The sequence below is a fragment of the Sphingomonas sp. ATCC 31555 genome, from assembly GCF_000282895.1.
GTDB lineage: Bacteria > Pseudomonadota > Alphaproteobacteria > Sphingomonadales > Sphingomonadaceae > Sphingomonas.
Genome location: NZ_ALBQ01000057.1, coordinates 1 through 23,642, shown reverse-complemented (window position 1 = coordinate 23,642; position 23,642 = coordinate 1). Strand labels below are relative to the sequence as shown.

Genomic DNA, 23,642 nt, shown 5'->3' with positions numbered 1-23,642 from the left:
TTTTTCGCAGCGGAACGATCAAAGTTTATGAAGTTTAGGCTCCCGCGCGAATCTGCGCGACTGGGCCACTGAACGATTTCGGCAGCGGAACGGCCGAAGTTTATGAAGTTTAGGCTCGCGCACGACTCTACGTGGAGCGGCCGTTGAACGTTTTCGGCGACGGCACGACCAAAGTTTATGAAGTTTAGGCTCCCGCGCGCGTGAGCAGACCTGCATCCCGACAATTTCAAAGAGCGGCGGTCGACCTCGACCAAGGAGAACAAATAGGGATCAAAGGAAACGCAGACAAGGCGGGCGGCTTGACGGCGGACGTGCCAGATGGTGGAGATTGGGGGGTGAGCGATACGCCCCCCAGCCCGCCCCAGGACGATGCCGTCGCCCGCGCCAAGGCGCGTGCCGAAGCCGCAGCAGTACGCCGCCGCTGGATCACGCTCGGCGAAGTGCTGGGCGTGGCCGCCGTGCTGATTTCCGGGCTGACGCTGTGGAACAGCTGGTCCGATCGGCGCGAGAGCAAGGCCGAGCAGGCGACGGCGGCACAGCGGGCCTCGGCCCGGGCGGCGACGCTGGTGCTGGTGGCGGCGGACGGCGGCGAGCGCACGCTGACGCTGAAGCCGGCGACCGGGGAGCAATCGGTGCAGAGCCAGACGATCCTGTTCCCGACCGGCCTGGGCATCCCGCCCGCCGAGACCACCGGCGAACCCCGCATCGAAGTGGGCTGGTTCGAACATGCGCTGAAGAAGGCGCGGGAGAAGGCGCAACTGCCGGACGATAGCCGCGGCGACGATCGCTTGCCGGTTGCGATCGTCACCCGATTTCTCGCCGATGGCGAGCCGCACCAGGACGTGGCCCTCTATGACGTCGGCTACACCATCGCCGGCGGGTTCCTGAGCGGACACAGCATCAATCTGCGCGGCATCTCGCTGGTAACGAAGGTACGACGCGACGCGGCGCAGGCGCGGGTGGACGCGCGCTGGAAGAAGCTGCTGCCGCCTGCCCCGGCGCGCTGAGCCGGGGCGCGGCCACCCCGATCAGCCGGGCAGCGCATAGGCGACCACTTCGTCACCGATCGGCGTTTCCATGAAGTGATGCCCACCGGCATAGATCACCAGATATTGCCTGCCATTCACCTCATAGGTGATCGGCGTCGCCTGGCCGCCTGCGGGCAGCACGTCCTTCCACAGCGTCTTGCCAGTGCGCAGATCAATCGCGCGGATCAGATTGTCGGTCGTGGCGGCAACGAAGATCAGGCCGCCCGCCGTGACCACCGATCCACCGTTGTTCGGCGTGCCGATGGTGATCGGCAGCATCGAGGGAATGCCAAACGGACCGTTGGTGCGCGCTTCGCCCAGCGGGCGATCCCAAATCGTCTTGCCCGTCGCCATGTCGATCGCGCGGATGCCGCCATAGGGGGGCTTTTTGCAGAGCATGCCGGTGAAGGGCACCCGCCAGCCGGCATTCACATTGATCGCATAGGGCGTGTTCGCCTGCGGATCGCCTGCCCCTTCCGCCCCGCCTACCGCGCCCCGTGCCTGGTCGCGCGGTGCCCAGCCCCGCTTGTTCGCCTCGGCGCGCGGGACAAGCCGGACATAGTTGGGCATGTCGTTGTAATTGGCGACGATCACCCCGCGCTGCGGATCCACCGCCACGCCGCCCCAATCGGTGCCGCCATTATAGCCGGGATATTCGATCGAATGGCGATCGGCCTCGGGCGGCGTGAAGAAGCCCTTGTAGCTCGCGCTCCGAAACTGGATGCGACAGACCATCTGGTCGATGGGCGACATGCCCCACATGTCGCGTTCGGTCAGGTCACGCTTGCGCAGCGTATGCCACAGCGACACCGGCTGAGTCGCCGCGCGCTGCTCCGGCTCGACGCCGCCCGAAGGGGCGCGGATCTCGCCGACCGGCGTCAGCGGGCGACCGGTGCGACGATCGAGGATGTAGATGTCGCCCTGCTTGGACGGCAGCACCATCGCCGGTACGCCCTTGTAGTCGACGAGCGTCGCCTGCGCACCGAAATCATAGTCCCACACATCCTTGCGCACCGCCTGGAACCGCCAGCGCGGCTTGCCGGTGGTCACGTCCAGCGCGACCAAAGACGTGGCGAAGCGGTTCTCCTCGGGCCGGCGCAGGCTGGAATAATAGTCCGCCGCGGCATTACCCATCGGCAGATAGACCAGGCCGAGCTGCTCGTCGCCGCTCGCCATCGTCCACATGTTGGGCGTGCCGCGCGCCCATTCCTGCCCGGCGGGCGGATAGCCGTTCCATTCGGGGTGCATCATGTCCCACGCCCAGCGGAGCTTGCCGGTGCGCGCATCGAACCCCTGGATCACGCCGGAAGGCGCCCAGCGATCCTGCCCGTCCAGCACCTGGTGGCCGACGACGAGGACGCCGCGCACCAGCGTGGGCGGCGAATTGATCGAGACATAGCCCCAGGGCACGCGGCCCATGCCCTGCTTGATATCGGCCTGACCCGCCGTGCCGAAATCGGCGCAGGGCTTGCCGGTACGCGCGTCGACCGCGATCAGCCGCGCGTCGAGCGTGCCTTCGATGATGCGCGTCGCGCAAGCCTGGTTCGCCGCCATCCCGGGTACGGCGTAATACACCACGCCGCGACAGGCCGCCGTGTAGGGAATGGCGCGATCGGGCACGTTCGGATCATAACGCCAGCGCTGCTCGCCATTGGCGGCATCGAGCGCGATCAGGATGTTCTTCGGCGTGCACAGATACAGGCTGTCGCCGATCTTGAGCGGCGTGTTTTCCGCACCATAGGTTTTGGCGATCGTCGGCGAACTCGGCATGTCACCGGTATGGATCATCCAGGCACGCTCGAGCTTGCCGACATTCGCCGCATTGATCTGCGCAAGGGGCGAGAAGCGGCGCGCGCTGCCGGTGCCGCCATAGCTCGGCCAGTCCGCACCGGCCTGCTGCCCGGACGGATCCGCCATCCCCTGCGTTCCGGGCGCGGGGAGCGCAGTCTCGATCGTCGCGGGACCGCCGCTCGCGGCGGCGGCGAGATCGATCGCGGTCAGCACCACGGCACCGGCCGCGCTTCCCAGAGCGAGGCGCCAGCGATTGCGCCGGACGGTGAGCGTCGCCATCGCCACCAGCACGGGCACCAGCAGCACCACGGGCGCGATGATGCGGGGCACCTGCGCCCAGGCATCGGCGCCGACTTCCCACCAGGTCCACAGGAAGGTGATCGCCACGGTGGCCACGTACAGCCATCCGCCCAGCAGCCGCCCGCGCACCAGCAGCACCCCGGCCACCAGCATCGCAATGCCGGCGAGCAGATAGTAGAGCGACCCGCCGAGCACCGCCAACCACGCACCGCCGATCGCCAGGACCAGACCGATCAACGCAAGGACGGTGCCGACGAGATATCCAGCCCAACTGGGGTGTGACCCCGGCCGGAAGAAGGTGGCGAAGGCGGTGTGTGGATCGGACATGGCCGACTCTCCCGAACGGGGCGGCGCGGCCGGTCGGCTCCCGCGCAAAAAGGAAGCGGCCGGCGAATGCGTCAGGAACAGCGGGCAAACCCAAGCGGCGCCAGCATTGTTCCGTAACAATTCAAAATTCGGCAGGCGGACGGGCTAGGCGGAAGGTGCCCGGCGTCCTAGATCAGGAGCATGACGGATCTAAACACGCTCGTTCAGCCCGATCGCGGCCAGGCCGCTCGCACCATCCACCTGATCGACGCCAAGGGCTTTGATGCCTGGCTCGCCGCGCAGCCGCCCCGCCACCGCGCGGCCGCCGCGGCGCAGAAGCTGAGCGCCTCGGCATATTCGAGCGCCATCCTGCCCGGCGATGCACCCGAAGACTGGTCGGTCGTCAGCGTGGTCGCCAATGTCGAGAAGCTTTCGCCCTGGTGCCTAGCCAAGCTGGCCGAGACGCTGCCGGAGGGAAGCTATCGCGTCGAGGGCGTCGAACCCGGCAAGGCGATCTATGGCTGGCTGGTCGCGCAGTACAAGTTCGATCGCTACCGCAAGCCCGATCCCAAGGCCCAGGGTGCGCGGGTGCTGCTCACCGGCGATCCCGTGAAAATGGAAGAGGCGCTGGCGATGGCCGCCGTCACCTTCAAGCTGCGCGACCGGATCAACACCGGCGCCAATGACATGAGCCCCGCCGATCTCGAACAGGCGGGCGCGGAACTGGCCAAGGCATACGGTGCCACCTTCACCGTGGCGAAGGGCGACGAGCTCGAAAAGGGCTATGGCATGCTCTGGGCGGTCGGCAAGGCCGCCGGCGTGGGCCGCGAGCCGCGCCTGATCGAGCTGGAATGGGGCAACCCGGAACATCCCCGCATCGCGATCATCGGCAAGGGCGTGTGCTTCGACAGCGGCGGCCTCGACATCAAGCCGGCCAGCGGCATGCGGCTGATGAAGAAGGACATGGGCGGCGCCGCCCATGCGCTCGCGCTCGCCGAACTGGTCATGCAGAACAAGCTGCCGGTGCGGTTGCACATGCTCGTCCCCGCCGTCGAGAACTCGATCTCCGGCGAGGCGACCCGGCCCGGCGACGTGATGACCTCGCGCAAGGGCATCACCGTCGAGAACAGCAACACCGATGCCGAAGGCCGCCTGATCCTGGGCGATGCGCTGACCAAGGCCGAGGAAAAGAACCCGGAACTGGTGTTCGACTTCGCGACGCTGACCGGTGCCGCGCGCGTGGCGCTCGGCGCGGACCTCCAGGCGCTGTTCGCCAATGACGATACGCTGGCGGCCGAGATCCTGGCAGCGGGCGAGGAAGAGGCCGATCCGATCTGGCGGATGCCGCTCTACGATCCGTACAAGGATCTGCTGAAGTCGGACGTGGCGGACATGGTCAACGCGGCCGAGGGCCCGTTCGGCGGCGCGATCACCGCGGCGCTGTTCCTCAAGGAATTCGTGCCGGCCAAGGCGCAGTGGGCGCATTTCGACATCTTCTGCTGGAACAGCAGCGCCAAGCCCGGCCGCCCCAAGGGCGCCGAGGCGGTAAGCCTGCGCGCCACCTGGAAGGTGCTCAAAGACCGATACGGCGGATGAACTGCTCGGCCGCCGGCGGCACCTTGCCGTCGGCGAGCCATTGTTCGACCTCGGCCTTGTCCATCGGGTGGCCGAAGAGATAGCCCTGCCCTTCGGCGCAGCCCAGGTTGCGCAACGTCTCCGCCGTGTCGACGGTCTCCACGCCTTCCGCCACCACCGGCAGATCGAGCGTTGAGGCCAGGCCGAGGATAGCGCGCACGATGCGCAGCGCTTCCGCGTCCTCGCCGAGCGAGTCGACGAAGGAACGATCGATCTTGATCTTGTCGAACGGCAGCATCCGCAGATGCTGGATCGATGCATAGCCGGTGCCGAAATCGTCGAGGGCGAGCTTCACCCCCTGGTTCTTGAGCGACTCGATGGCCTGGTGCGCCTTGTCCGCATCGACGATCAGCGCGTTCTCGGTGATCTCCACGGTCAGTCGATGCGGCGGGAAGCCGGTCCGCGCGAGCACCGACAGGATTTTGTGGCTCAACCAGGTGTCGCGCAGCTGCCCGGGCGAGATGTTGATGGCGATGCCGACTGCCGCCGGCCATTCGCGCGCGTCGGCGCAGGCGCGGGTAAGCAGATCGAGCATCAGCTTGTTGAGCAGCCCGCACTCCTCGGCGATCGGGATGAACTGATCGGGGCCGATCTCGCCCTGTTCGCGGCGCCAGCGGGCGAGCAGTTCGAAGCCGCGGACATGGCCGGTGCGCAGATCGACGATCGGCTGGTAGCGCGGATAGAAATGCCCTTCGATCAGGGCGTCGCGCATCTCCGCCTCGATGTTCGACCGGCGGCGGATCTCCGCATCCATCTGCGCGGCAAAGGCGCAGTAGCGGCCCTTGCCCGCTTCCTTGGCCTGGTAGAGGGCGACGTCCGCCCGCCGCATCAACGTGTTGGCGTCCTCGCCATCGTCCGGATAAAGCGCGATACCGACGCTGGCGCCGATATGGTGCATTCGATCGTCGATCAGGAACGGGCGCCCGACTTCGCGGACGATCGCATGGGCCACGCTGCGCACGCGATCGGGATCGCCGGCGGAAAAGGGGATGGAGATGGCGAATTCGTCCCCCCCCAGCCGATAGCTCTTGCCGGCATCGCCGACGACCCAGCTGAGCCGCCCGGCCACCGCCCGCAGCAGCTGATCGCCGACCGGATGCCCGTGCACGTCATTGATCGACTTGAACCGATCCAGATCGACCAGCATCAGCCCGAAGGTGCGGTGCTCGGCGACGCGCAGATATTCGGTAAGTGCCCGGCGATTGGGCAGGCCAGTCAGCGGATCGTGATAGGCGAGTTGATGCGCCCGCTGCTCCGCCAGCCGCGCCCGGCGCTGCTCGGCCAGCATGTCCGCGCGGGAGGCGATCACTTCGACGAAGCCGGCATAGCCGGTCTCGAACATGCGCAGCACCACGCCGGAAACGATCAGCATGTCGATCGCCAGCCCGGTCAGGAACCAGTCGCCCGAGGCGAGCAGGCATAGCGTTACCGGCAATGCCCCGCAGCAAAGCACCAGCCGTGCCGCCACCGGAAAGGTCTGCAGGCAGTAGCAGCAGGTGATCGCGCCGATAAAGATGTAGAGCGCGATGCAGGTGCGCCGCGCGAGATCCGCTTCGGCATATAGCAGCAGCGCCCAGCCGCCGAACGCCAGGCTGAGCACCGCCGCCGCGATGATGGTGCCGGTCAGGTATCGCCGGATCGCCCGCAGCGACGGCAGCGCATCGCGCCGGCGGGTGATCCAAAGTCCCGTGCGAATCGTCGCCGCGATCCCGAGCAGTAGCGGCGCCCCGATCGTCAATCGCGGCGATGCGGTGCCGTGAGTCGCAAAGCCGAGAAACAGCGCATCGATGAAGACGAGCACGTACATCAGCGGGATCTGCTGACCGAGCACGCGATACTGCTCGGTCAGAATGGCACGATCCAGCTTTGTCAGTCCAGGCCGGACAAGGCGCATCCGCGAAAGCATGCCGCCTTGTACCGCCAACCTCCCGACAACGGGTTAATTCCGCCTACGCAATTTTCGCGGCGGCTTCGATGATCGGCACGAACTTGGCGGCGGTCAGGCTGGCGCCGCCCACGAGCGCGCCGTCGACATCCTCCAGCGCCAGGATCGACGCCGCATTCGCGCCGGTAACGGAACCGCCGTACAGGATGCGCATATTGCTGGCGGCATCGCCGATCATCCCGCGCAGCTTGGCACGCAAAATGGCGTGCATGGTGGCGATTTCGTCGAGCGTCGGCGTCTTGCCGGTGCCGATCGCCCAGCGGGGCTCGTACGCGATGGTCAGCCAGTCCGGCCCGGCGCCGTCCGGCAACGACTTCTCGATCTGCGACTGAACGATCCGCTCGGCCCGGCCGGCATCGTGCTCGGCTTCGGTTTCGCCGCAGCACAAGATCACCCCGAGACCGTGGCGACGCGCCGCCGCAGCCTTGGCCCAAGCGTCGTGGCTGGTCTCGTGCTGGTCGGCACGGCGTTCGGAATGGCCGACGATCACCACCTTGGCACCGGCTTCGAGCAGCATCGGCGCGGAAACGCAGCCGGTGTGCGCGCCCAGATCGTTCTCGTGCACGTCCTGCGCGCCGATCGGAAGCGAACCGGCCACCTCGCTCGCCAGCGCGATCAGCGTGGCGGGCACGCACAGCAGCACATCGACCTCGGGATGGGCCGACGCTGCCGCGGCGATCGCCTCGATCTCGCCCATATGGCCGCGCAGGCCGTGCATCTTCCAGTTTCCAGCAACCAGCTTCCGACGCATTTTCCACTCCCCTATCGTTTCATACTGCCGATACCGAAGCGTCCGCCCAGCACAAGCACCAATGGTTCGCAGGCGCAGCGAAGCCGCAACGAAGACGGAGCCGTGCGGAATCACAGCCATTGCCGTCCCTGGGGATGAACCCTAAAGCGTGGCAAAAATCCTCGAACGAACGGCTCTTCATGCTCAACGCCTTCCGCAAGTTCACCAAGTCGCGCTACGGCCTGGTGGTCGTGTTCATCTTCCTCGGCCTGCTCGCCTTCGCCTTCACGGCCGGCGACGTAACCGGCCTGCGCAGCTCCGTCACGGGAGCGAGCAGCACGACGCTGGCGAAGGTCGGCAGCACCCAGGTGACCGAGGCGGACGTGCGCGACCGGATCGATCGCCTGATCCGCAACGCCCAGGCCCAGGGCCAGACGGTGACGATGGCGCAGCTTCTGGCACAAGGCGGGTTCGAGGCCGCCGTGTCCGACGCGATCACCTCTGCCGCGATCCAGGAATTCGCGCACGAAAGCGATATGCGCGTTGGCAAGCGGCTGATCGATTCGATCATCGCCAACAATCCGCAATTCGCCGGCATCGACGGCAAGTTCAGCCAACAGACGTTCGAGAGCCTGCTGGCGCAGAACCAGATCATGCCCGGCCAGTTCCGCGATGCGCTCACCAGCCAGCGCTACGCCGCATGGCTGATCGGCCCGGTGACGATGCGCGCCGCCGCGCCCGACGGCGTGGTGCTGCCCTATGCATCGATGCTGCTCGAACGCCGCACCGGCGTGGTCGGCTTCGTCCAGTCGCTGGCGATGGATCCCGGCGCCGATCCGGACCAGAAGACTCTGGCCGATTATTATGGCCGCAATCGCACACGCTATCTGGTGCCGGAACGTCGCGTCGTTCGCTACGCGCTCGCCCGTCCCGAGGCGCTGCAGGCGCAGGCCGCGCCGACCGAAGCGGAAATCGCCGACGCCTATAAGAAGAACGCAAATCGCTACGCCGCGGTGGAGAAGCGGACGATCCAGCTCGTCGCCGCGATCGACCAAGGCGCCGCGCGCAAGATCGCCGATGCCGCCAAGGGTGGTGATATCGCCGCTGCTGCGCAGGCTGCCGGGCTGGAAAGCCGCACGCTCGACGCCGTCGACAAGGCAGCGGCAGCCAAGCAGGTTTCGGCGCCGTTCGCCGACGCCGCATTCGCCGCTCCCGCCAATGCCGTCCAGGGGCCGGTGCGGCTCGGCGCCAGCTGGTACGTCTATCGCGTGAGCAAGACGGAAACCACCGCCGCGCGAAGCCTGGATCAGGTGCGCGGCGAGCTGACCGAAGAAGTGCGCAAGCGCAAGCTGGCTGCGCTGCTGGCCGAGACGCGCCAGTCGATCGAGGACGGCATCGGCGACGGCAAGACCTTCGAAGAAGCGGTCCGCGATGCCAAGCTGACCGCCGCGAGCACCCCCGCGCTCACCGCTGCCGGCACCAACCCGGATACCCCGGATACGCCCGCCGATCCCAATCTCACAGCGATCACCAAGGCGGGCTTCGGCTTCGAACAGGCCGGCGACGAGCCGCAGGTGGTGCCGGTCGGCGAGGACGGCGGATTTGCCGTGGTGTCGCTGGAGCGCATCGTTCCCGCCGCCCCCCGCCCGCTCGCCCAGATCACCGAAAAGGTGAAGGCAGATTATCTGCTGGATCAGGCGCTGGCCAAGGCCCGCGCTGCCGCCACCGCGATGCTGCCCAAGCTGCAAAAGGGCGTTCCGATGGCGCAGGCGCTCGCCGAAGCGGGCGTTACCAAGGGCGCGGCGCCCAAGCCGTTCGACCTCAAGCGCAGCGAGCTGCGCGACAAGGAGAACTTCGTGCAGATGGCATTCGACATGCCGGCCAAGACGGCCCGCCTGGTCGAGGCGCCGAACCGCGCAGGCTATTATGTCGTCTATGTCGACACCATCCAGCCAGGCAACGCCACCGGCGATGCAGCCGCCATCGCGCCGCTGCGCAACGCGCTGAACCAGCTGGGCGCTGCGGAATATGAGCGGCAGTTCTCCGCCGCGGTCGCCAAGGCGGTGACGATCCGCCGCAACGAAAACGCGATTGCGCGCCTGCGCGCCGATCTCCAGCGCCAGGGCGCCGGCGGCCAGTGATCCAGGAGATCGACGCCGCCCGCGCCGCGCTGGCCGCCGGACGCCCGGCGCTGGTTTGGCGTCAGCAGCTGGCCGATACGGAAACCCCGGTCGCCGCCGCGCTGAAGCTGATCGAGCCCGGTCGCGGGGATTTCCTGCTCGAATCGGTCGAGGGCGGATCGGTGCGAGGGCGGCACAGCCTGATCGGGCTCGCCCCCGATCTCGTGTTTCGATCCACCGGCACACGGGCCGAGATCAACCGCAACTGGCTCACCGATCGCACCGCGTTCGTGCATGCCGGCGATGCGCCGCTGGCGGCGCTGCGGGGGCTGGTCGCCGATTGCAGGATGGACGTCCCGGAGTCGCTGCCGCGCGCGCTCGCCTGCCTGGTCGGCTATTTCAGCTACGAGACGATCGGCTTGGTCGAAACGCTGCCGCGCCCCGCCCAGAGCACGGTGGATGTGCCCGACATGATTTTCGTGCGCCCGACGGTGCTGCTCGTGTTTGATCGTCTGGCGGACTCGCTGTTCATCGTCGCCCCGGTGTGGCCGGGATCGGACCCGGACACCGCCGCCGAGCGTATCGACGCGGTCTCCGCGCAGCTTGCCAGGGCGCCGCTGCCTGCGCCGGTTCGTGCCGACCCGATCGCGATTGAGCCTACGCCGGTGCTGCCGGCCGGTCGCTATGCCGAAATGGTTGCCGCGGCGAAGGAATACATCTCGGCGGGCGATATCTTCCAGGTGGTGCTGGCACAGCGCTTCACCACGCCGTTCACGCTGCCGCCGTTCGAGCTTTATCGGGCGCTACGGCGGATCAACCCCTCGCCGTTCCTTTACCATCTTGATCTGCCCGGCTTCAGTCTGACCGGATCGAGCCCCGAAATCCTGGTGCGCGCGCGAGACGGGGAAATCACCATCCGGCCGATCGCCGGCACGCGGCCGCGTGGCCGCACCGCCGCGGAAGACGAGGCGAACCGCACGTCGCTGCTCGCCGATCCCAAGGAGCGGGCCGAGCATCTGATGCTGCTCGACCTGGGCCGCAACGATGTCGGCCGCGCGGCAGCCCCCGGCAGCGTTCGCGTGACGGACAGCTATACGGTGGAATTCTACAGCCACGTCATGCACATCGTATCGAATGTGGTGGGCCGGTTGCGCGACGATGCGGATGCGATCGACGCGCTGTTCGCCGGCTTCCCTGCCGGTACGGTGAGCGGCGCGCCGAAAGTCCGCGCCTGCCAGATCATCGCCGAGCTGGAACCGGAGACGCGCGGGCCTTATGCCGGCGGCGTCGGCTATTTCTCGCCCGATGGATCGATGGACTCGTGCATCGTCCTACGCACCGCGCTGGTGAAAGACGGCGTGATGCATGTTCAGGCCGGTGCCGGCATCGTCGCCGATTCCGATCCGGCCTATGAACAGCGGGAATGCGAAGCGAAGTCGGGCGCGCTGTTCGCGGCCGCGCGCGAGGCGGTTGCCCGCGCCGCGGAAGCGGGCTTCGGCCAGTAGCCCGCCCCCCGCCGCGGCCGATCAGGGCACGCGCGAGGCGGCGGCTTCCTTATCCAGCTTCTCCTGATACCAGCGCTGCAGCATCTGGCGGGTGCAGCCGGTCTGGCCGCCGGTGCCCACCGGCGAACAGCTGTTCGGCATGCCGCGGCTGTTCACTTCCTCCACCACTTCCATGCGACGCGTCCAGCTGGTCGATGGCGCGTCCTGCTTGGGCTGATCGCGGAACCGCTTGGGAATGCGATAGGGCGACTCGCCAGCGTTCGAACATACGACGATCTCGTCGGGCGAGGCCGGCTTGGGGCAGCTGTCGTCGTTGTAGAGAAGGATGCTGCGGACCCGCTTGGGCGGGCCCTCCGCTGCATTCTGATCCTGTGACTGGGCGAAAGCGGGGGCGGCAAGCAGGGCGGCGGCAATCATCACGCGAGCGAACATCGAATACTCCTGAACATCGGCAACGCCCCTGCGCGCCGGTACCGGCTGCCAACGCACTGTGGCGGCGACAAGGCCGGATTGTGCTGCGGCCCTCGAGCGCCTAGGTCAGGCGCCATGATCCTGGTTATCGACAATTACGACAGCTTCACCTGGAACCTCGTCCATTATCTCATGGACCTGGGGGTGGAGGTGAAGGTGGTGCGCAACGACGCGTTGACCGCCAACGAAGCCATCGCCAGCAATGCGCAGGGTTTCCTGATCTCGCCCGGCCCGTGCACGCCCAATGAAGCGGGGATCAGCCTCGATCTCGTCGCCGCCTGCGCCGATCTGGGCAAGCCGCTGCTCGGCGTCTGCCTCGGCCACCAGTCGATCGGCCAGCATTTCGGCGGCAGCGTGGTGCGCGGCGGGCTGATGCACGGCAAGACCTCGCCTGTTTCGCACGATGGCACCGGCCTGTTCACCGGCCTCCCCTCGCCGTTCACCGCAACGCGCTATCACTCGCTTATCGTCACCGAAATTCCGGATACGCTGGTCGTGAACGCCACCGCACAAGACGGATCGGTGATGGGATTCCGCCATCATAGCCTGCCGATCCACAGCGTGCAGTTCCATCCCGAAAGCATCGCCACCGAACATGGCCATGCGATGCTCGCCAATTTCCTACGCCTCGCCGGAATCGCCGACACGGCGGCCGCTGCCTGAGCTTTTTCAGCCGCCGTTCATGGCGATCATGCTATACGAGCGCCATGAAGAGGATCCTCCCTGCCCTGCTCGCCGGTGCCGCGCTGCTCGCGGCGCCCGTCGCTCAAGCCCAGCGCACGCGCGACACGCCCGATGCCAAGCTGGCAAAGCTGCTCGAAGGGCGAGTCGCCGGCACGCCCGTCGACTGCATCAGCCTGTCGCGGACGGGCTCGAGCCAGATCATCAGTGGCAAGGCGATCGTCTATCGCAGCGGCAGCACGCTCTATGTCAACGAGCCGCGCGGCGGCGCCGATCAGCTGGACGACAATTCGATCCTGGTGACCAACACGTTCGGCGCGCAGCTGTGCAGCATCGATATCGTCCGGCTGATCGACCGCGCATCCTTCTTCCCGCGCGGCTTTGTGAATCTCGGGAAGTTCGTGCCCTACACCAAGCCCAAAAAGGCAAACTAGCGCGGCCGAACAGAGGATTTGCTCGACAGGCTGGCCGCGCCCCGGAATAGAAGGCGGCGTGACCAGCCTAGCCATGCTTCCCGATCCCACGTCGCCTTTGGCCCGCGAGAGCGCCGCCCAGGCCTTTGCCGACATCCTCGACGGCACCGCGCCCGAAGCCGCGATCGAAGCCTTTCTGATCGCGCTGTCGATCCGCGGCGAGACCAGCATCGAAATCGCCGAAGCGGCACGCGCGCTGCGGGCCCGGCTGATCCCGGTCACCGCGCCGGAGGGGGCAATCGACGTCTGCGGAACCGGTGGCGACGGGCACCACACGCTCAACGTTTCCACCGCCGTCAGCCTGGTGGTCGCCGCAGCCGGCGTGCCGGTTGCCAAGCACGGCAACCGCGCGGCTTCGTCCAAGGCAGGCGCGGCGGATACGCTGGAGGCGCTGGGGCTGAATCTCGATCGCGCCGCCGCGCGCGCCGAGCAGAGCCTGAACGAAATCGGCATCGCCTTTCTGTTCGCGCAGCACCACCACCCCTCGCTGGCCCGCATTGCGCCGATCCGCCGCCGCATCGGGCGCCGAACGATCTTCAACTTGATGGGGCCGCTCGCCAATCCGGCGCATGTCCGGCACCAGTTGATCGGCATCGCGCGGCCCGATTATGCCCCGGTCTATGCCGAGGCGCTGGAGCAGCTCGGCGTCGAGGCGGCGGCGATCGTCTCCGGCGAAGACGCCCTCGACGAACTTTCGACCGAGACGGCCAGCGTGGTGGTGAATGTCGGGCGGGCCGCGCTGCCCAGCCGCATCACGCCAGAAGATGCCGGCCTGCCCCGCCATCCGCTGGCAGCGATCCGCGGCGGCGATCCGGAATATAATGCCCTTGCCCTTCGCCGCCTGCTCCAGGGGGAGCCCGGCGCCTATCGCGACGCGGTGCTGCTCAACGCGGCGGCCGCCCTGATGGTCGCCGGCCGCGCCGACACGCTGCGCGAGGGCGTGGAGGAAGCCGCAGAAATGCTCGACAACGGGCTTGCCAACGCGCTGCTCGACTGCTGGATCGCCTTCGCATGAGCACCATCCTCGATACGATCATCGCCACCAAGCGCACCGAAGTCGCCGCCCGCAAGACGGCCCCGCGCGCATGGCCCACGCCCACGGCACCGCGCGGCTTCAAGGCGGCGCTAGACGCGCGCGTCGCGGCGGGTGGCTATGGGCTGATCGCCGAGATCAAGAAGGCCAGCCCCTCCAAGGGCCTGATCCGCGCGGATTTCGATCCGCCGGCGCATGCCCGCGCCTATGCGGCAGGCGGCGCCACGTGCCTCTCGGTGCTGACCGACCGGGACTATTTCCAAGGCGATGACGCGTATCTCGTCGCAGCCCGTGCTGCGTGCGACCTCCCGGTGATCCGCAAGGACTTCCTGATCGATCCATGGCAGGTCGAGGAATCGCGAGCGATGGGCGCAGACGCGATCCTGATCATCGTCGCCGCGCTGGAAGACAGCCAGATGGCGGAGATCGAAGCGGCCGCAATCGAACAGGGCCTCGATGCGCTGGTCGAGGTACACGACGCCGACGAATTGGAACGCGCGCTCAAGCTTCAGTCGCGCCTGATTGGCGTAAACAACCGTAATCTCAAGACCTTCGAAGTCGATATGCAGAAGACCTATGAGCTGGTTCGCCACGCACCCAAGGACTGCACCTTCGTCGCCGAGTCCGGGCTCAACACGCGCGCCGACATCGACGCGATGGCTGCACATAACGTTCGCTGCTTTCTGATCGGGGAATCGCTGATGCGACAGGCCGATGTCGAGGCGGCGACGCGGGCGCTGGTCGGGTGAGCGGGCTCACGCATCTGGACGCGCAGGGCGCTGCGCACATGGTCGATGTCGGCGGGAAGGCGATCACCGCGCGCGAGGCGGTAGCGCGGGGCCGCATCACCATGTCGGCCGAAGCCGCCGCCGCAATCCGCGCGGGCAGCGTGAAGAAAGGCGACGTACTCGCAACCGCGCGCATCGCGGGCATTATGGCAGCGAAGCGAACGGCCGAACTGATCCCCCTGTGCCACCCCCTGCCGCTTACCCGCGTCGCTCTCGATCTCGATCTGGACGAAGGCGGCGTGACCGTCACCGCGACCGCCGCCACCGAAGGCAAGACCGGTGTGGAAATGGAAGCGCTCACCGCCGTATCGGTCGCGCTGCTGACGCTCTACGACATGGCCAAGGCGCTGGATAAGGGCATGGTGCTGGGCGACATCCGCCTGCTGACCAAGACCGGCGGCAAATCGGGCGACTGGCGCGCCGGGGACTGAGGCTCCCCCGAAAGAATCCCTTCGGCGGCCCCAAAGGATCCTCCATTGCCCCTTGGCCACCATCGGCCCATTTGGGCAGCATGGCATCGCTTCTCGATCCCCAATCGCGCGGACGCGTGATCCTTGTCGGCGCCGGCCCCGGCGACCCGGGCCTGCTCACCGTTCGTGCCGTCGAAGCGCTGAAAGCGTGCGACGTGCTGGTCCATGACGGGCTGGTCGACGAGCGCGTGCTCGATCTAGCGCCGCAGGCACACCGAATTTCGGTCGCCAAGCGCCGGTCGCAACACACGCTGCCGCAGGAATCGATCAACGCACTGATCGTCGCGCATGTGAAGACCGGCGCGGTCGTCGTTCGCCTCAAGGGCGGCGACCCGTTCATCTTCGGGCGTGGCGGCGAAGAAGTGGAGGCCGTGCGCGAAGCCGGGCTGCCGGTCGAAGTGATCCCAGGCGTCTCCGCTGCGCTCGGGGCAGCCGCCGAAGCGATGCTGCCGCTCACCCATCGCGACTGGTCGAGCGCGGTGAGCTTCGTCGCCGGCCAGTGCAAGGGGCTGACGGACCAGGACTGGTCCGGGCTCGCCGGCAAAGGCCGTACGCTGGTGATTTACATGGGCGTAGCGACGGCGTCCGCCATTGCCGACAAGCTGATGGCCGATGGCGTCGCTCCCGACATGCCGGTGGCGGTGTTGGAACGCGCGACCCTGGCGGGGCATCGCGCGCTGCGCACGCTGCTCGCCGATCTGGGCCCGATGGTGGAGCAGGAAGCCGTGAAGAGCCCGGCGATCATCGTCGTCGGCGAGGTGGTGCTGCTGGCCGATGCGCAGGACAGGCTGTCTCGCTGGGCGCGCACTGCCGAGATTCTGGGGGAAGAACAGGCATGAAACTCCTGACAGGAAACGATCTTTTCACCGGCGATGTCATCTGGTGGGCCGGCGAAGGCTGGTCGCGCCACATCGCCGATGCGGTGGATGTTGGCGACAAGGGCGATGTGCTTGCAGCGACGGAAGAGGCCGCACGCCGCGTGAACGTACCCTATGTGATCGAGGCCGAAGCGACGTCGGAAGGCCCGCGGCCCGCGCACATCAAGGACCGCATCCGCGCGCTCGGCCCAACCGTCCGCGCGGACCTGACGCTCAAGCCCGCCGACCCGGCAGCGGGAAGTTGGGTGATATGATCACCGGGCTGACAGTCGCTGCGGTAAGCGTCACGGCCCAAGCCGTCGCGCCGACCGTTGCGATCGAACAGACCTATTTGAAAGCTGCGCCCGGCCGACGTGCGGCGCTGATCCGCTTCATCGAGCAGAACTGGTTCGTGATGGATGAGGAAGCCGTCCGCCAGGGCCTATTCACCAGCTATGCGGTATATGAAGGCGGCGGGACGGACTGGGACGTAATGGTCACGGTCGGCTACCCCGATGCGCGAGGCTATGACGCGCCCGGAACCGCCGCCGCGTTCGAAGCAATTCGCGCACGGCATCGCACGGTGCTGGTCGATGGGCGCGGCTTGCGCGACCTTGGGACGATTGTCGGCAGCCGACGGCTTCGCCTCGGCGCCCATCGCTGAATTTCGGGAAACGACGATGTACAAATATGACGAATACGACGCTTCGATCGTCGCCGCCCGAGTCGAGGAGTTCCGCGACCAAGTGCAGCGCCGTCTGGCGGGGCATCTGACCGAGGATCAGTTCAAGCCGCTGCGGTTAATGAACGGACTTTATCTGCAGCTGCATGCCTATATGCTGCGCGTCGCGGTGCCCTATGGCACGCTCGACAGCCGGCAGATGCACATGCTGGCGCATATCGCCCGCAAATATGATCGCGGCTATGGCCATTTCACAACCCGTCAGAACCTCCAGTACAACTGGATCAAGCTGGAGGACGCACCCGACATTCTCGCCGAGCTGGCGACGGTGGAGATGCATGCCATTCAGACCAGCGGCAACTGCATCCGCAACATCAGCTCGGACCAGTTTGCCGGCGCTGCGGCCGACGAGATCACCGATCCGCGCCCCTGGGCCGAGCTGCTTCGCCAGTGGAGTACGTTTCACCCTGAATTCAGCTATTTGCCGCGAAAATTTAAGATAGCGGTGATCGCGAGCGACACGGATCGCGCGGCGATGCGGCTGCACGACATCGGTATCCAGATCGTGCGGAACGACGCAGGCGAGCTGGGCGCGCGAATCTATGCCGGCGGGGGGATGGGCCGCACCCCGATGATCGCACCGCTGATCAAGGATTTCGTGCCGTTCGCCGATTTCGTCAGCTATCTGGAGGCGTGCCTGCGCGTCTACAATCGCTACGGCCGGCGCGACAACATCTACAAAGCCAGAATCAAGATACTCGTCCATGCCATTGGTGCAGAAGAATATTCTCGGCAAGTTGAGGAGGAGTTCCAGGCAGTGAAGGCGCTGGGCATCGATCCGCCGCAGGCCGAGTTCGACCGCATCGCCGCGCATTTTGCGCCGCCGCCGTTCGAAGCCGGTCTTGCCGACGCCGTCGATCGCAGCGACCCCGATTTCGCCGTATGGCTCGATCAGAACGTTCATGCCCACAAGGTGCCGGGCTATGCCGTCGTCACGATCAGCCTCAAGCCCACCGGCGGCATTCCCGGCGACGCTTCTGCCGACCAGATCGACCTGATGGCCGATCTCGCCGAGCGCTACAGCTTCGATGAGCTGCGCGTTACCCATGCGCAGAACATCGTCCTGCCGCATGTCCGAAAGGCTGACCTGTACGCCATCTGGACCGCGCTACGCGATGCAGGGCTGGCCGAAGCCAATCTCGACCTGATCAGCGATATCATCGCCTGCCCCGGGCTCGATTATTGCAGCTTGGCCAACGCCCGATCGATCCCGCTCGCGCAGAAGATCAGTCAGCGCTTTGCCGATCCCGTGCGCCAGCGCGACCTGGGCGAACTCAAGCTCAAGATCTCGGGCTGCATCAATGCCTGCGGCCATCACCATGCCGGCCATATCGGCATTCTGGGCGTCGACCGGAAAGGCACCGAGAATTACCAGCTGTTGCTCGGCGGATCGGGCGCGGAGGATGTGAGCCTGGCCGACATTACCGGCCCCGGCTTCAGCGAGGATGGCGTGGTCGACGCGATCGAGCGCGCCACCAACGTCTATGTCCGCGAACGCACGCCCGGCGAGCGCTTCGTAGACACCTATCGCCGGATCGGCATGGCACCGTTCAAGGAGGCCATTTATGGTTGAGTTTCTGCGCTACCGCGACGACGAGGCGCATGACGAGCCCGCCGTCACGCTCGACAGCTTCCTCGGCCAGTCGAACGCCACAGCGGTGCGGATCGAATCCGGTGAGGATGCGCGCGCGCTGCTGGCGCATCTCGATCGGATCGCGCTGATCGAAGTGAGTTTCCCCAGCTTCCGCGACGGCCGCGGCTATTCCACCGCCCGCATCCTGCGCGAGGCGGGCTATATCGGCGAGTTGCGCGCCCAGGGCGACGTGCTCGTCGATCAGATCCCGCTGATGCGGCGCTGCGGCTTTGACAGCTTCGCGCCAAACGCCCCGGTTGACGAGGGCACGCTTGCCGCCGCGCTGGAGCGCTACGACTTCCGCTACCAGGCCGCAGCGGACCCGGTGGCGCCGGTGTGGAAGCTGCGGCATGGCTGAAGTCGCGCGCCAGATCGACCGGATTGATGTCGCCCCGCGCTTCACCGAAGCGGATGCCATCCGGCTGAACAACCTGTTCCGCGGCGCGAGCACGCAGGAGATGCTGCGCACCGTGCTGGCGGAGCAGATGGCCGGCGATGTGGCGATCGTCTCCTCGTTCGGCGCGGAATCGGCGGCGCTGCTGCACCTGGTCGCCAGCATCGACCCCACCGTGCCGGTGCTCTTCCTCGACACGGGCAAGCATTTCCCGGAGACGCTGGCCTATCGCGATCTGCTTGCCGAGCGGCTAGGGTTGCAGGATCTGCGCAACCTGCGGCCCGATCCGGAGATTCTGGCCAAGCGCGATGCCACCGAACTGCGCTGGTCCTACGATCCCGATGGCTGTTGCGAGATCCGCAAGGTGCAGCCGCTGGCGGCGGGCCTCGCCGGTTTCGACGCGACCATCACCGGCCGCAAGGCGTTCCAGGCGAGTACCCGCGCCGCCCTGCCCCGCTTCGAGCTGGACGGCGATCGGCTGAAGATCAACCCGCTGGCGGATTGGACCAAGGCCGATCTCGACGCCTATTTCGTCGCGCACGACCTGCCGGTGCATCCGTTGGTAGCACAAGGCTATCCCTCGATCGGCTGCGCGCCCTGCACCAGCATGGTCAAGCCCGGCGAAGATCCCCGCGCCGGGCGCTGGCGCGGCTGGGACAAGACCGAATGCGGGATCCACACCCCGGTTGACGGCGAGGATCCCAACCAGCCGGCTTTCTGATCCCGCGGATCAGCCGGTCAGGTCCTCCGTATCGAGGACCAGCATCAGCCGGCACTCTCCCGTCGCCACGATCGGTGGCGAGCGATGCAGCACGCGCGGCATTGGATGGAGCAGCCGCCCCTTGAAGATGCCGACGTCGCCGGTCGCCATCGCATTGATCGTGTCGGGGGCATCGGCGCGTATCCACTGCGTCGCCGGCCCGACATAGGTTTTGAGCAGCCGCCACGCGACGTAATCGGCGTGGAACTTGCGGCAGGCATCGGTTTCCACCACCTGCAGCCGCAACGCCAGACGCCGGCGTCCGGTGATCTCGGCGAAGCACGCAGCGAGCGCGAGGCAATCCTCGCTCAGCGCCATCGCGGCGCTTGCCGGATAGCCGGCGACCCGGAGCGTGCCGGCGAAGCTTGCCGCACCGACATCCACGCCCAGCACCAGATCGACATCGTCGATCGCCGCCAGCGGCAGCCCGGCCAAGGCGCGGGCCAACTGCGGATCGGGCGCGGGCGACCATAGCGCCAGCGCCACCTCCGCCGCCAGGATGCGCCGCAACACCGCCGCGTCTGCGCCACGCGCCACCGCGGCGTCGAGTGCTGCCACCGCGCTCATGCGAGCACCGCCTGCTCGGCGGTCCAGGCGGGAAACGGATCGGCGAGCTGCGTCCAGGCGCCAGGATCGAAGGCATCGGCGGCGATCAGACACCCGTCGAGCGCACGGGTGATCGCCGCCTGGTCCATGTCGATGCCGATGAACACCAGCTCCTGCCGGCGATCGCCCCAATCGCCATCCCAATGCGCCACCACGAATTCCTCGAACCGGCCATCGGCAGGCCAATGGTGCTTGGGGACCGAGGCCCACCAGCGGCCGAGCCGCGCCGTCATGGTCTGCCGCCCGGCGACTGCCAGTTCGCCCACCCAATGGGGCCGTGTCGCCAGCCAGAAATGCCCCTTGGCACGGATCACCTGGGCCAGGCCGCCTTCGGTGAGGAAGCGATAGAAGCGCGCCGGATCGAACGGCCGCCGCGCCCGATAGACGAAGCTTTCAATGCCATATTCCTCGCTTTCCGGGCGATGGCTGGCATAGCCGTAGAGCTCCTTCGCCCAGAGCGGATTGCGCGCCGCCGCTTCCTCGTCAAAGCGGCCGGTGCCCAGCACAGCATCCAGCCCCACGCAGGCCCGATCCGCCGTAACGATGCGGGCATCGGCATTGAGCGATGCGACAAGCTGCTTCACCCGCGCGAGCTGCGCCGGGGACACATCGCTCGCCTTGTTGACGATCACCACATCGGCGAATTCGATCTGCTCGACCAACAGCCCCACCAGGCTGCGCGTATCCTCCTCACCCAGCGATTCACCGCGATCGGCGAGGAAATCCTCGCTGTCGAAATCGGCGAGCAGGTTCAGCGCATCCACCACCGTCACCATCGTATCCAGCCGCGCGACATCGCCGAGGCTCTGGCCGGCTTCGTCGCGGAAGCTGAAGGTAGCGGCGACCGGCAGCGGCTCCGAAATGCCGGTACTTTCAATCACCAGATAGTCGAACCGCCCCGCCTCGGCGAGCGTGCGCACCTCCTTCAACAGATCGTCACGCAACGTGCAGCAGATGCAGCCATTCGTCATTTCCACCAGCGCTTCCTCGCTGCGCGACAGCGCCGCTTCGCCCCCGCGCACCAGATCCGCATCGATGTTCACTTCCGACATATCGTTGACGATCACCGCCACGCGCTTGCCTTCGCGATTGGCGAGGATGTGGTTGAGCAGCGTCGTCTTGCCGGCGCCCAGGAAGCCGGAAAGAACGGTGACCGGCAAACGGCGATCGGGTGCAAGGGAAGCGGAAGAGGGCGGCATCGGATACTCGCTCATGAGAATGATATGTTATATCGTCTAGCTCGTAACGGAGACTTCGTCCAGTCCTGGGGGAGCGGGCATGGCACGGCCGAACCACCCTTTCCAAATCGCCTCCTCCGGCCCACAGTCAGCCGATGCTTGCCAGCCTTGCCTCCCGCGCGGCGACCGCGCTCGGCACCACGGTCCTCGGATGCGCGCCGCTCGCGGGGGGCGATCTCTCCGCCGTCCATCGCCTGCGCCTCGGGGACGGCGGCAGCGCGATTGCCAAGCAGGGCCCCTTGGTGGCCGTGGAGGCGGCCATGCTGGCGGCGATCGCGGCAAGCGGCGCCCCCGCCCCGCAGGTGCTGGCGCTGGCCGACGATCTGCTGCTGTTGCAGGAATGCCCGGCGGGCGGCCAGCTTGGCGCGGCGTGGGAGGATCTGGCCGAAACGCTCGCTTGCCTCCATGCCGTCACGGCGCCCGACTATGGCTGGCCCGTCGACTATGCCTTTGGCCGCGTTGCGATTCCGAATGGACCTGCGGCGGACTGGCCCAGCTTCTGGGCGGAGCATCGCCTGCGCTGCCATCTGCCGCACCTGCAGCCGCCGCTTGCCCGGCGGGTCGAGGCGCTGGCGGATCGCCTGCCGGATCTGCTACCCGCCCGTCCCCCGCCCGCGCTGCTTCACGGTGATCTGTGGGGCGGCAACATCCTGGTGGCGGAGGGGCGGATCAGCGCGCTGATCGATCCGGCCTGCTGTTACGGCGATCGGGAGGTGGATGCGGCGATGCTCAGCCTGTTCGACGCCCCGCCGGCACGCTTCTTCGACGCGCTGGCGCTCCCGCCCGGCTGGAAGGCGCGGCAGCCCATCTACCGGTTGTGGCCGCTGCTCGTGCATCTGCGCCTGTTCGGGACGAGCTATTCCGCCGCCGTCGAAGCGGCGCTGCGCGAGGTGACGTAGCGGCTGACCCTTCGGAAAGTCCCCGATCGCCCCGCCGGCTCCGCGACACCATCCCAAGCGCCTCCATCACCCCGGGCAGCCCGCCATGCCCCCGTACGCGAAAAGCATCTCGTCGCCCGGATCGACTGGCTGCGCGCCGCCGTGCTGGGGGCGAATGACGGCCTCGTCTCCACCGCCAGCCTGATCCTGGGCGTCGCCGCCTCGGGGGGCGAGCGGCCCGCGATGCTCGTCGCGGGCGTGGCGGGGCTGGTGGCAGGCGCGATGTCGATGGCGGCGGGCGAATATGTCTCGGTCAGCGCGCAGGCCGATACCGAGCGCGCCGACCTCGCCCGCGAGCGGGTGGAACTCGCCACCGTGCCCGAGGCCGAGCTGCGCGAGCTGGCCGCCATCTATGTCGGCCGCGGCGTCGATCCCGCGACGGCCAAGGCGGTGGCCGAGCAGATGATGGCGCACGACGCGCTGGGCGCCCACGCCCGCGACGAGCTCCACATCACCGAGATGACGACCGCGCGCCCGGTGGTCGCCGCGCTCACCTCGGCGGCAACATTTACGGCGGGCGCGGCGCTGCCGCTGCTGCTCGCCGCGCTGCTGCCGATGCGCTGGATGGCGGCGGGGGAAGCGGCGGGATCGATCCTGTTCCTCGCCCTGCTCGGCACGCTGGGCGCGATCACCGGCGGGGCCAGGCCGCTCAAGCCGGTGGTGCGGGTGGTGTTCTGGGGCGCGCTGGCAATGGCGCTGACGGCTGGGATCGGGCGGGTTGTGGGGACGAGTGTTTGAAGTGCCCCACACTCGTCGTCGCGACCTTCACGTTTACGAACGAAGCGAAACGACTATGATCGCGGTTAGCACTTGAGATCGGATGCGGATCGGATGAAGTCTCCCTTGGCACGATCGCTCGGTTTCGATTTCTGGATCGGCTTTCTCGTGATCCCGATATCCCTCTTTTTTGCATGGGTGGGTTTCTCCAATGGAAGCGGCCGCAATTTCCTGGGGTCCCTCCTTCTTGCCATCATTTTTCTCTGGAAGATGATCGATCGCGTTCGGAAGGTCCGGCTTGCCAGGCTGCTGGACCAGAACCCGAAGGTTCGCGACATCTACCATTCGGTCGAGCGATAGTCCCTGATCCGATAAAGAGCTCGACGCGCCAGCGCCAATCCAAAGCCCCTCCCCTTCAGGGGAGGGGTTGGGGGTGGGGCATGACCGGGAAGCGAGTCCCGCGATCGAAGCGGAGTCCCCC

23 protein-coding genes are annotated in these 23,642 nt (G+C 67.1%); 17 read left to right on the top strand and 6 right to left on the bottom strand.

What is annotated here, in order from left to right; genetic code table 11:
- Positions 1 to 335 precede the first annotated feature (335 nt).
- Complete coding sequence (locus B215_RS0117980) at positions 336 to 1,007, top strand: hypothetical protein (RefSeq protein WP_019371032.1); 672 nt, start codon at positions 336 to 338, stop codon at positions 1,005 to 1,007.
- A gap of 21 nt (positions 1,008 to 1,028) precedes the next feature.
- On the opposite strand, the gene B215_RS0117975 is transcribed toward B215_RS0117980, so the two are convergent.
- Positions 1,029 to 3,446, bottom strand: coding sequence for a membrane-bound PQQ-dependent dehydrogenase, glucose/quinate/shikimate family (locus B215_RS0117975; RefSeq protein WP_019371031.1), 2,418 nt, complete (start codon positions 3,444 to 3,446; stop codon positions 1,029 to 1,031).
- A 180-nt stretch (positions 3,447 to 3,626) separates the two neighbouring features.
- Here B215_RS0117975 and B215_RS0117970 point away from each other — a divergent pair, with 180 nt between their 5' ends.
- Positions 3,627 to 5,021 (top strand): leucyl aminopeptidase family protein, encoded by a 1,395-nt coding sequence (locus B215_RS0117970; protein WP_019371030.1) that lies wholly within the window; start codon positions 3,627 to 3,629, stop codon positions 5,019 to 5,021.
- Here the strand turns inward: B215_RS0117970 and B215_RS0117965 are convergent.
- On the bottom strand, positions 4,999 to 6,966 hold the full coding sequence (locus B215_RS0117965) for a putative bifunctional diguanylate cyclase/phosphodiesterase (RefSeq protein WP_019371029.1): 1,968 nt from the start codon (positions 6,964 to 6,966) through the stop codon (positions 4,999 to 5,001). The two genes, B215_RS0117970 and B215_RS0117965, sit on opposite strands and share 23 nt — an antisense overlap.
- Positions 6,967 to 7,009: 43 nt before the next feature.
- Complete coding sequence (gene tpiA / locus B215_RS0117960) at positions 7,010 to 7,756, bottom strand: triose-phosphate isomerase (protein WP_019371028.1); 747 nt, start codon at positions 7,754 to 7,756, stop codon at positions 7,010 to 7,012.
- 134 nt (positions 7,757 to 7,890) lie between these two features.
- On the opposite strand from tpiA, the gene B215_RS0117955 reads away from it, so the two are divergent.
- Both B215_RS0117955 and B215_RS0117950 read left to right on the top strand, forming a co-directional pair.
- Positions 7,891 to 9,876 (top strand): peptidylprolyl isomerase, encoded by a 1,986-nt coding sequence (locus B215_RS0117955; protein ID WP_019371027.1) that lies wholly within the window; start codon positions 7,891 to 7,893, stop codon positions 9,874 to 9,876.
- Positions 9,873 to 11,360, top strand: a complete 1,488-nt coding sequence (locus B215_RS0117950; protein ID WP_019371026.1) for an anthranilate synthase component I — start codon at positions 9,873 to 9,875, stop codon at positions 11,358 to 11,360. The genes B215_RS0117955 and B215_RS0117950 overlap by 4 nt, the downstream gene beginning before the upstream one ends.
- Before the next feature lie 21 nt (positions 11,361 to 11,381).
- On the opposite strand, the gene B215_RS0117945 is transcribed toward B215_RS0117950, so the two are convergent.
- Positions 11,382 to 11,792, bottom strand: coding sequence for a hypothetical protein (locus tag B215_RS0117945; protein ID WP_019371025.1), 411 nt, complete (start codon positions 11,790 to 11,792; stop codon positions 11,382 to 11,384).
- A 114-nt stretch (positions 11,793 to 11,906) separates the two neighbouring features.
- Here B215_RS0117945 and B215_RS0117940 point away from each other — a divergent pair, with 114 nt between their 5' ends.
- The 11 genes from B215_RS0117940 (at position 11,907) to B215_RS0117890 (ending at position 19,623) form a co-directional block, all read left to right on the top strand.
- Positions 11,907 to 12,494, top strand: a complete 588-nt coding sequence (locus B215_RS0117940; protein WP_019371024.1) for an anthranilate synthase component II — start codon at positions 11,907 to 11,909, stop codon at positions 12,492 to 12,494.
- Between the two features lie 44 nt (positions 12,495 to 12,538).
- Entirely contained in the window at positions 12,539 to 12,946 is a 408-nt protein-coding gene (locus tag B215_RS0117935; RefSeq protein WP_019371023.1) for a hypothetical protein, read from the top strand.
- 58 nt (positions 12,947 to 13,004) lie between these two features.
- Positions 13,005 to 14,000 (top strand): anthranilate phosphoribosyltransferase, encoded by a 996-nt coding sequence (gene trpD / locus B215_RS0117930; RefSeq protein ID WP_026009384.1) that lies wholly within the window; start codon positions 13,005 to 13,007, stop codon positions 13,998 to 14,000.
- Positions 13,997 to 14,767, top strand: a complete 771-nt coding sequence (gene trpC / locus B215_RS0117925; RefSeq protein ID WP_019371021.1) for an indole-3-glycerol phosphate synthase TrpC — start codon at positions 13,997 to 13,999, stop codon at positions 14,765 to 14,767. Before trpD ends, trpC begins: the two co-directional genes overlap by 4 nt.
- Positions 14,764 to 15,237 carry a cyclic pyranopterin monophosphate synthase MoaC gene (gene moaC, locus B215_RS0117920; RefSeq protein WP_019371020.1) on the top strand — a complete coding sequence of 158 codons (474 nt, stop codon included), beginning with the start codon at positions 14,764 to 14,766 and terminating at the stop codon, positions 15,235 to 15,237. The genes trpC and moaC overlap by 4 nt, the downstream gene beginning before the upstream one ends.
- Before the next feature lie 80 nt (positions 15,238 to 15,317).
- Positions 15,318 to 16,115 carry a uroporphyrinogen-III C-methyltransferase gene (gene cobA / locus B215_RS0117915; protein WP_019371019.1) on the top strand — a complete coding sequence of 266 codons (798 nt, stop codon included), beginning with the start codon at positions 15,318 to 15,320 and terminating at the stop codon, positions 16,113 to 16,115.
- Complete coding sequence (locus tag B215_RS0117910; protein ID WP_019371018.1) at positions 16,112 to 16,408, top strand: DUF2849 domain-containing protein; 297 nt, start codon at positions 16,112 to 16,114, stop codon at positions 16,406 to 16,408. The genes cobA and B215_RS0117910 overlap by 4 nt, the downstream gene beginning before the upstream one ends.
- Positions 16,405 to 16,797 (top strand): hypothetical protein, encoded by a 393-nt coding sequence (locus tag B215_RS0117905; RefSeq protein WP_019371017.1) that lies wholly within the window; start codon positions 16,405 to 16,407, stop codon positions 16,795 to 16,797. The genes B215_RS0117910 and B215_RS0117905 overlap by 4 nt, the downstream gene beginning before the upstream one ends.
- A 16-nt stretch (positions 16,798 to 16,813) precedes the next feature.
- Positions 16,814 to 18,448: a nitrite/sulfite reductase gene (locus tag B215_RS0117900; RefSeq protein WP_026009383.1), complete on the top strand. Its 1,635-nt coding sequence runs from the start codon at positions 16,814 to 16,816 to the stop codon at positions 18,446 to 18,448.
- A complete protein-coding gene (locus B215_RS0117895; protein ID WP_019371015.1) occupies positions 18,441 to 18,866 on the top strand; it encodes a DUF934 domain-containing protein in 426 nt (141 codons plus the stop codon). Before B215_RS0117900 ends, B215_RS0117895 begins: the two co-directional genes overlap by 8 nt.
- Positions 18,859 to 19,623 (top strand): phosphoadenylyl-sulfate reductase, encoded by a 765-nt coding sequence (locus B215_RS0117890; protein WP_019371014.1) that lies wholly within the window; start codon positions 18,859 to 18,861, stop codon positions 19,621 to 19,623. Before B215_RS0117895 ends, B215_RS0117890 begins: the two co-directional genes overlap by 8 nt.
- A 9-nt stretch (positions 19,624 to 19,632) precedes the next feature.
- Here the strand turns inward: B215_RS0117890 and B215_RS0117885 are convergent, their stop codons facing one another.
- Positions 19,633 to 20,229, bottom strand: a complete 597-nt coding sequence (locus tag B215_RS0117885; RefSeq protein WP_019371013.1) for a DUF1826 domain-containing protein — start codon at positions 20,227 to 20,229, stop codon at positions 19,633 to 19,635.
- Positions 20,226 to 21,482 (bottom strand): GTP-binding protein, encoded by a 1,257-nt coding sequence (locus tag B215_RS0117880; protein WP_019371012.1) that lies wholly within the window; start codon positions 21,480 to 21,482, stop codon positions 20,226 to 20,228. Before B215_RS0117880 ends, B215_RS0117885 begins: the two co-directional genes overlap by 4 nt.
- A gap of 119 nt (positions 21,483 to 21,601) precedes the next feature.
- On the opposite strand from B215_RS0117880, the gene B215_RS0117875 reads away from it, so the two are divergent.
- Both B215_RS0117875 and B215_RS0117870 read left to right on the top strand, forming a co-directional pair.
- Positions 21,602 to 22,405 carry a fructosamine kinase family protein gene (locus tag B215_RS0117875; protein WP_019371011.1) on the top strand — a complete coding sequence of 268 codons (804 nt, stop codon included), beginning with the start codon at positions 21,602 to 21,604 and terminating at the stop codon, positions 22,403 to 22,405.
- Positions 22,406 to 22,546: 141 nt separating this feature from the next.
- Positions 22,547 to 23,182 carry a VIT1/CCC1 transporter family protein gene (locus B215_RS0117870; protein WP_019371010.1) on the top strand — a complete coding sequence of 212 codons (636 nt, stop codon included), beginning with the start codon at positions 22,547 to 22,549 and terminating at the stop codon, positions 23,180 to 23,182.
- Positions 23,183 to 23,642 lie beyond the last annotated feature (460 nt).

What these genes read in the sequence shown, in the direction of transcription:
- B215_RS0117975 (WP_019371031.1), bottom strand. Translation starts at nt 3,446, where the DNA reads ATGTCCGATCCACACACCGCCTTCGCCACCTTCTTCCGGCCGGGGTCA.
- B215_RS0117970 (WP_019371030.1), top strand. Translation starts at nt 3,627, where the DNA reads ATGACGGATCTAAACACGCTCGTTCAGCCCGATCGCGGCCAGGCCGCT.
- B215_RS0117965 (WP_019371029.1), bottom strand. Translation starts at nt 6,966, where the DNA reads ATGCTTTCGCGGATGCGCCTTGTCCGGCCTGGACTGACAAAGCTGGAT.
- tpiA (WP_019371028.1), bottom strand. Translation starts at nt 7,756, where the DNA reads ATGCGTCGGAAGCTGGTTGCTGGAAACTGGAAGATGCACGGCCTGCGC.
- B215_RS0117955 (WP_019371027.1), top strand. Translation starts at nt 7,891, where the DNA reads ATGAACCCTAAAGCGTGGCAAAAATCCTCGAACGAACGGCTCTTCATG.
- B215_RS0117945 (WP_019371025.1), bottom strand. Translation starts at nt 11,792, where the DNA reads ATGTTCGCTCGCGTGATGATTGCCGCCGCCCTGCTTGCCGCCCCCGCT.
- B215_RS0117940 (WP_019371024.1), top strand. Translation starts at nt 11,907, where the DNA reads ATGATCCTGGTTATCGACAATTACGACAGCTTCACCTGGAACCTCGTC.
- B215_RS0117935 (WP_019371023.1), top strand. Translation starts at nt 12,539, where the DNA reads ATGAAGAGGATCCTCCCTGCCCTGCTCGCCGGTGCCGCGCTGCTCGCG.
- trpC (WP_019371021.1), top strand. Translation starts at nt 13,997, where the DNA reads ATGAGCACCATCCTCGATACGATCATCGCCACCAAGCGCACCGAAGTC.
- cobA (WP_019371019.1), top strand. Translation starts at nt 15,318, where the DNA reads ATGGCATCGCTTCTCGATCCCCAATCGCGCGGACGCGTGATCCTTGTC.
- B215_RS0117910 (WP_019371018.1), top strand. Translation starts at nt 16,112, where the DNA reads ATGAAACTCCTGACAGGAAACGATCTTTTCACCGGCGATGTCATCTGG.
- B215_RS0117905 (WP_019371017.1), top strand. Translation starts at nt 16,405, where the DNA reads ATGATCACCGGGCTGACAGTCGCTGCGGTAAGCGTCACGGCCCAAGCC.
- B215_RS0117900 (WP_026009383.1), top strand. Translation starts at nt 16,814, where the DNA reads ATGTACAAATATGACGAATACGACGCTTCGATCGTCGCCGCCCGAGTC.
- B215_RS0117895 (WP_019371015.1), top strand. Translation starts at nt 18,441, where the DNA reads ATGGTTGAGTTTCTGCGCTACCGCGACGACGAGGCGCATGACGAGCCC.
- B215_RS0117890 (WP_019371014.1), top strand. Translation starts at nt 18,859, where the DNA reads ATGGCTGAAGTCGCGCGCCAGATCGACCGGATTGATGTCGCCCCGCGC.
- B215_RS0117885 (WP_019371013.1), bottom strand. Translation starts at nt 20,229, where the DNA reads ATGAGCGCGGTGGCAGCACTCGACGCCGCGGTGGCGCGTGGCGCAGAC.
- B215_RS0117880 (WP_019371012.1), bottom strand. Translation starts at nt 21,482, where the DNA reads ATGAGCGAGTATCCGATGCCGCCCTCTTCCGCTTCCCTTGCACCCGAT.
- B215_RS0117875 (WP_019371011.1), top strand. Translation starts at nt 21,602, where the DNA reads ATGCTTGCCAGCCTTGCCTCCCGCGCGGCGACCGCGCTCGGCACCACG.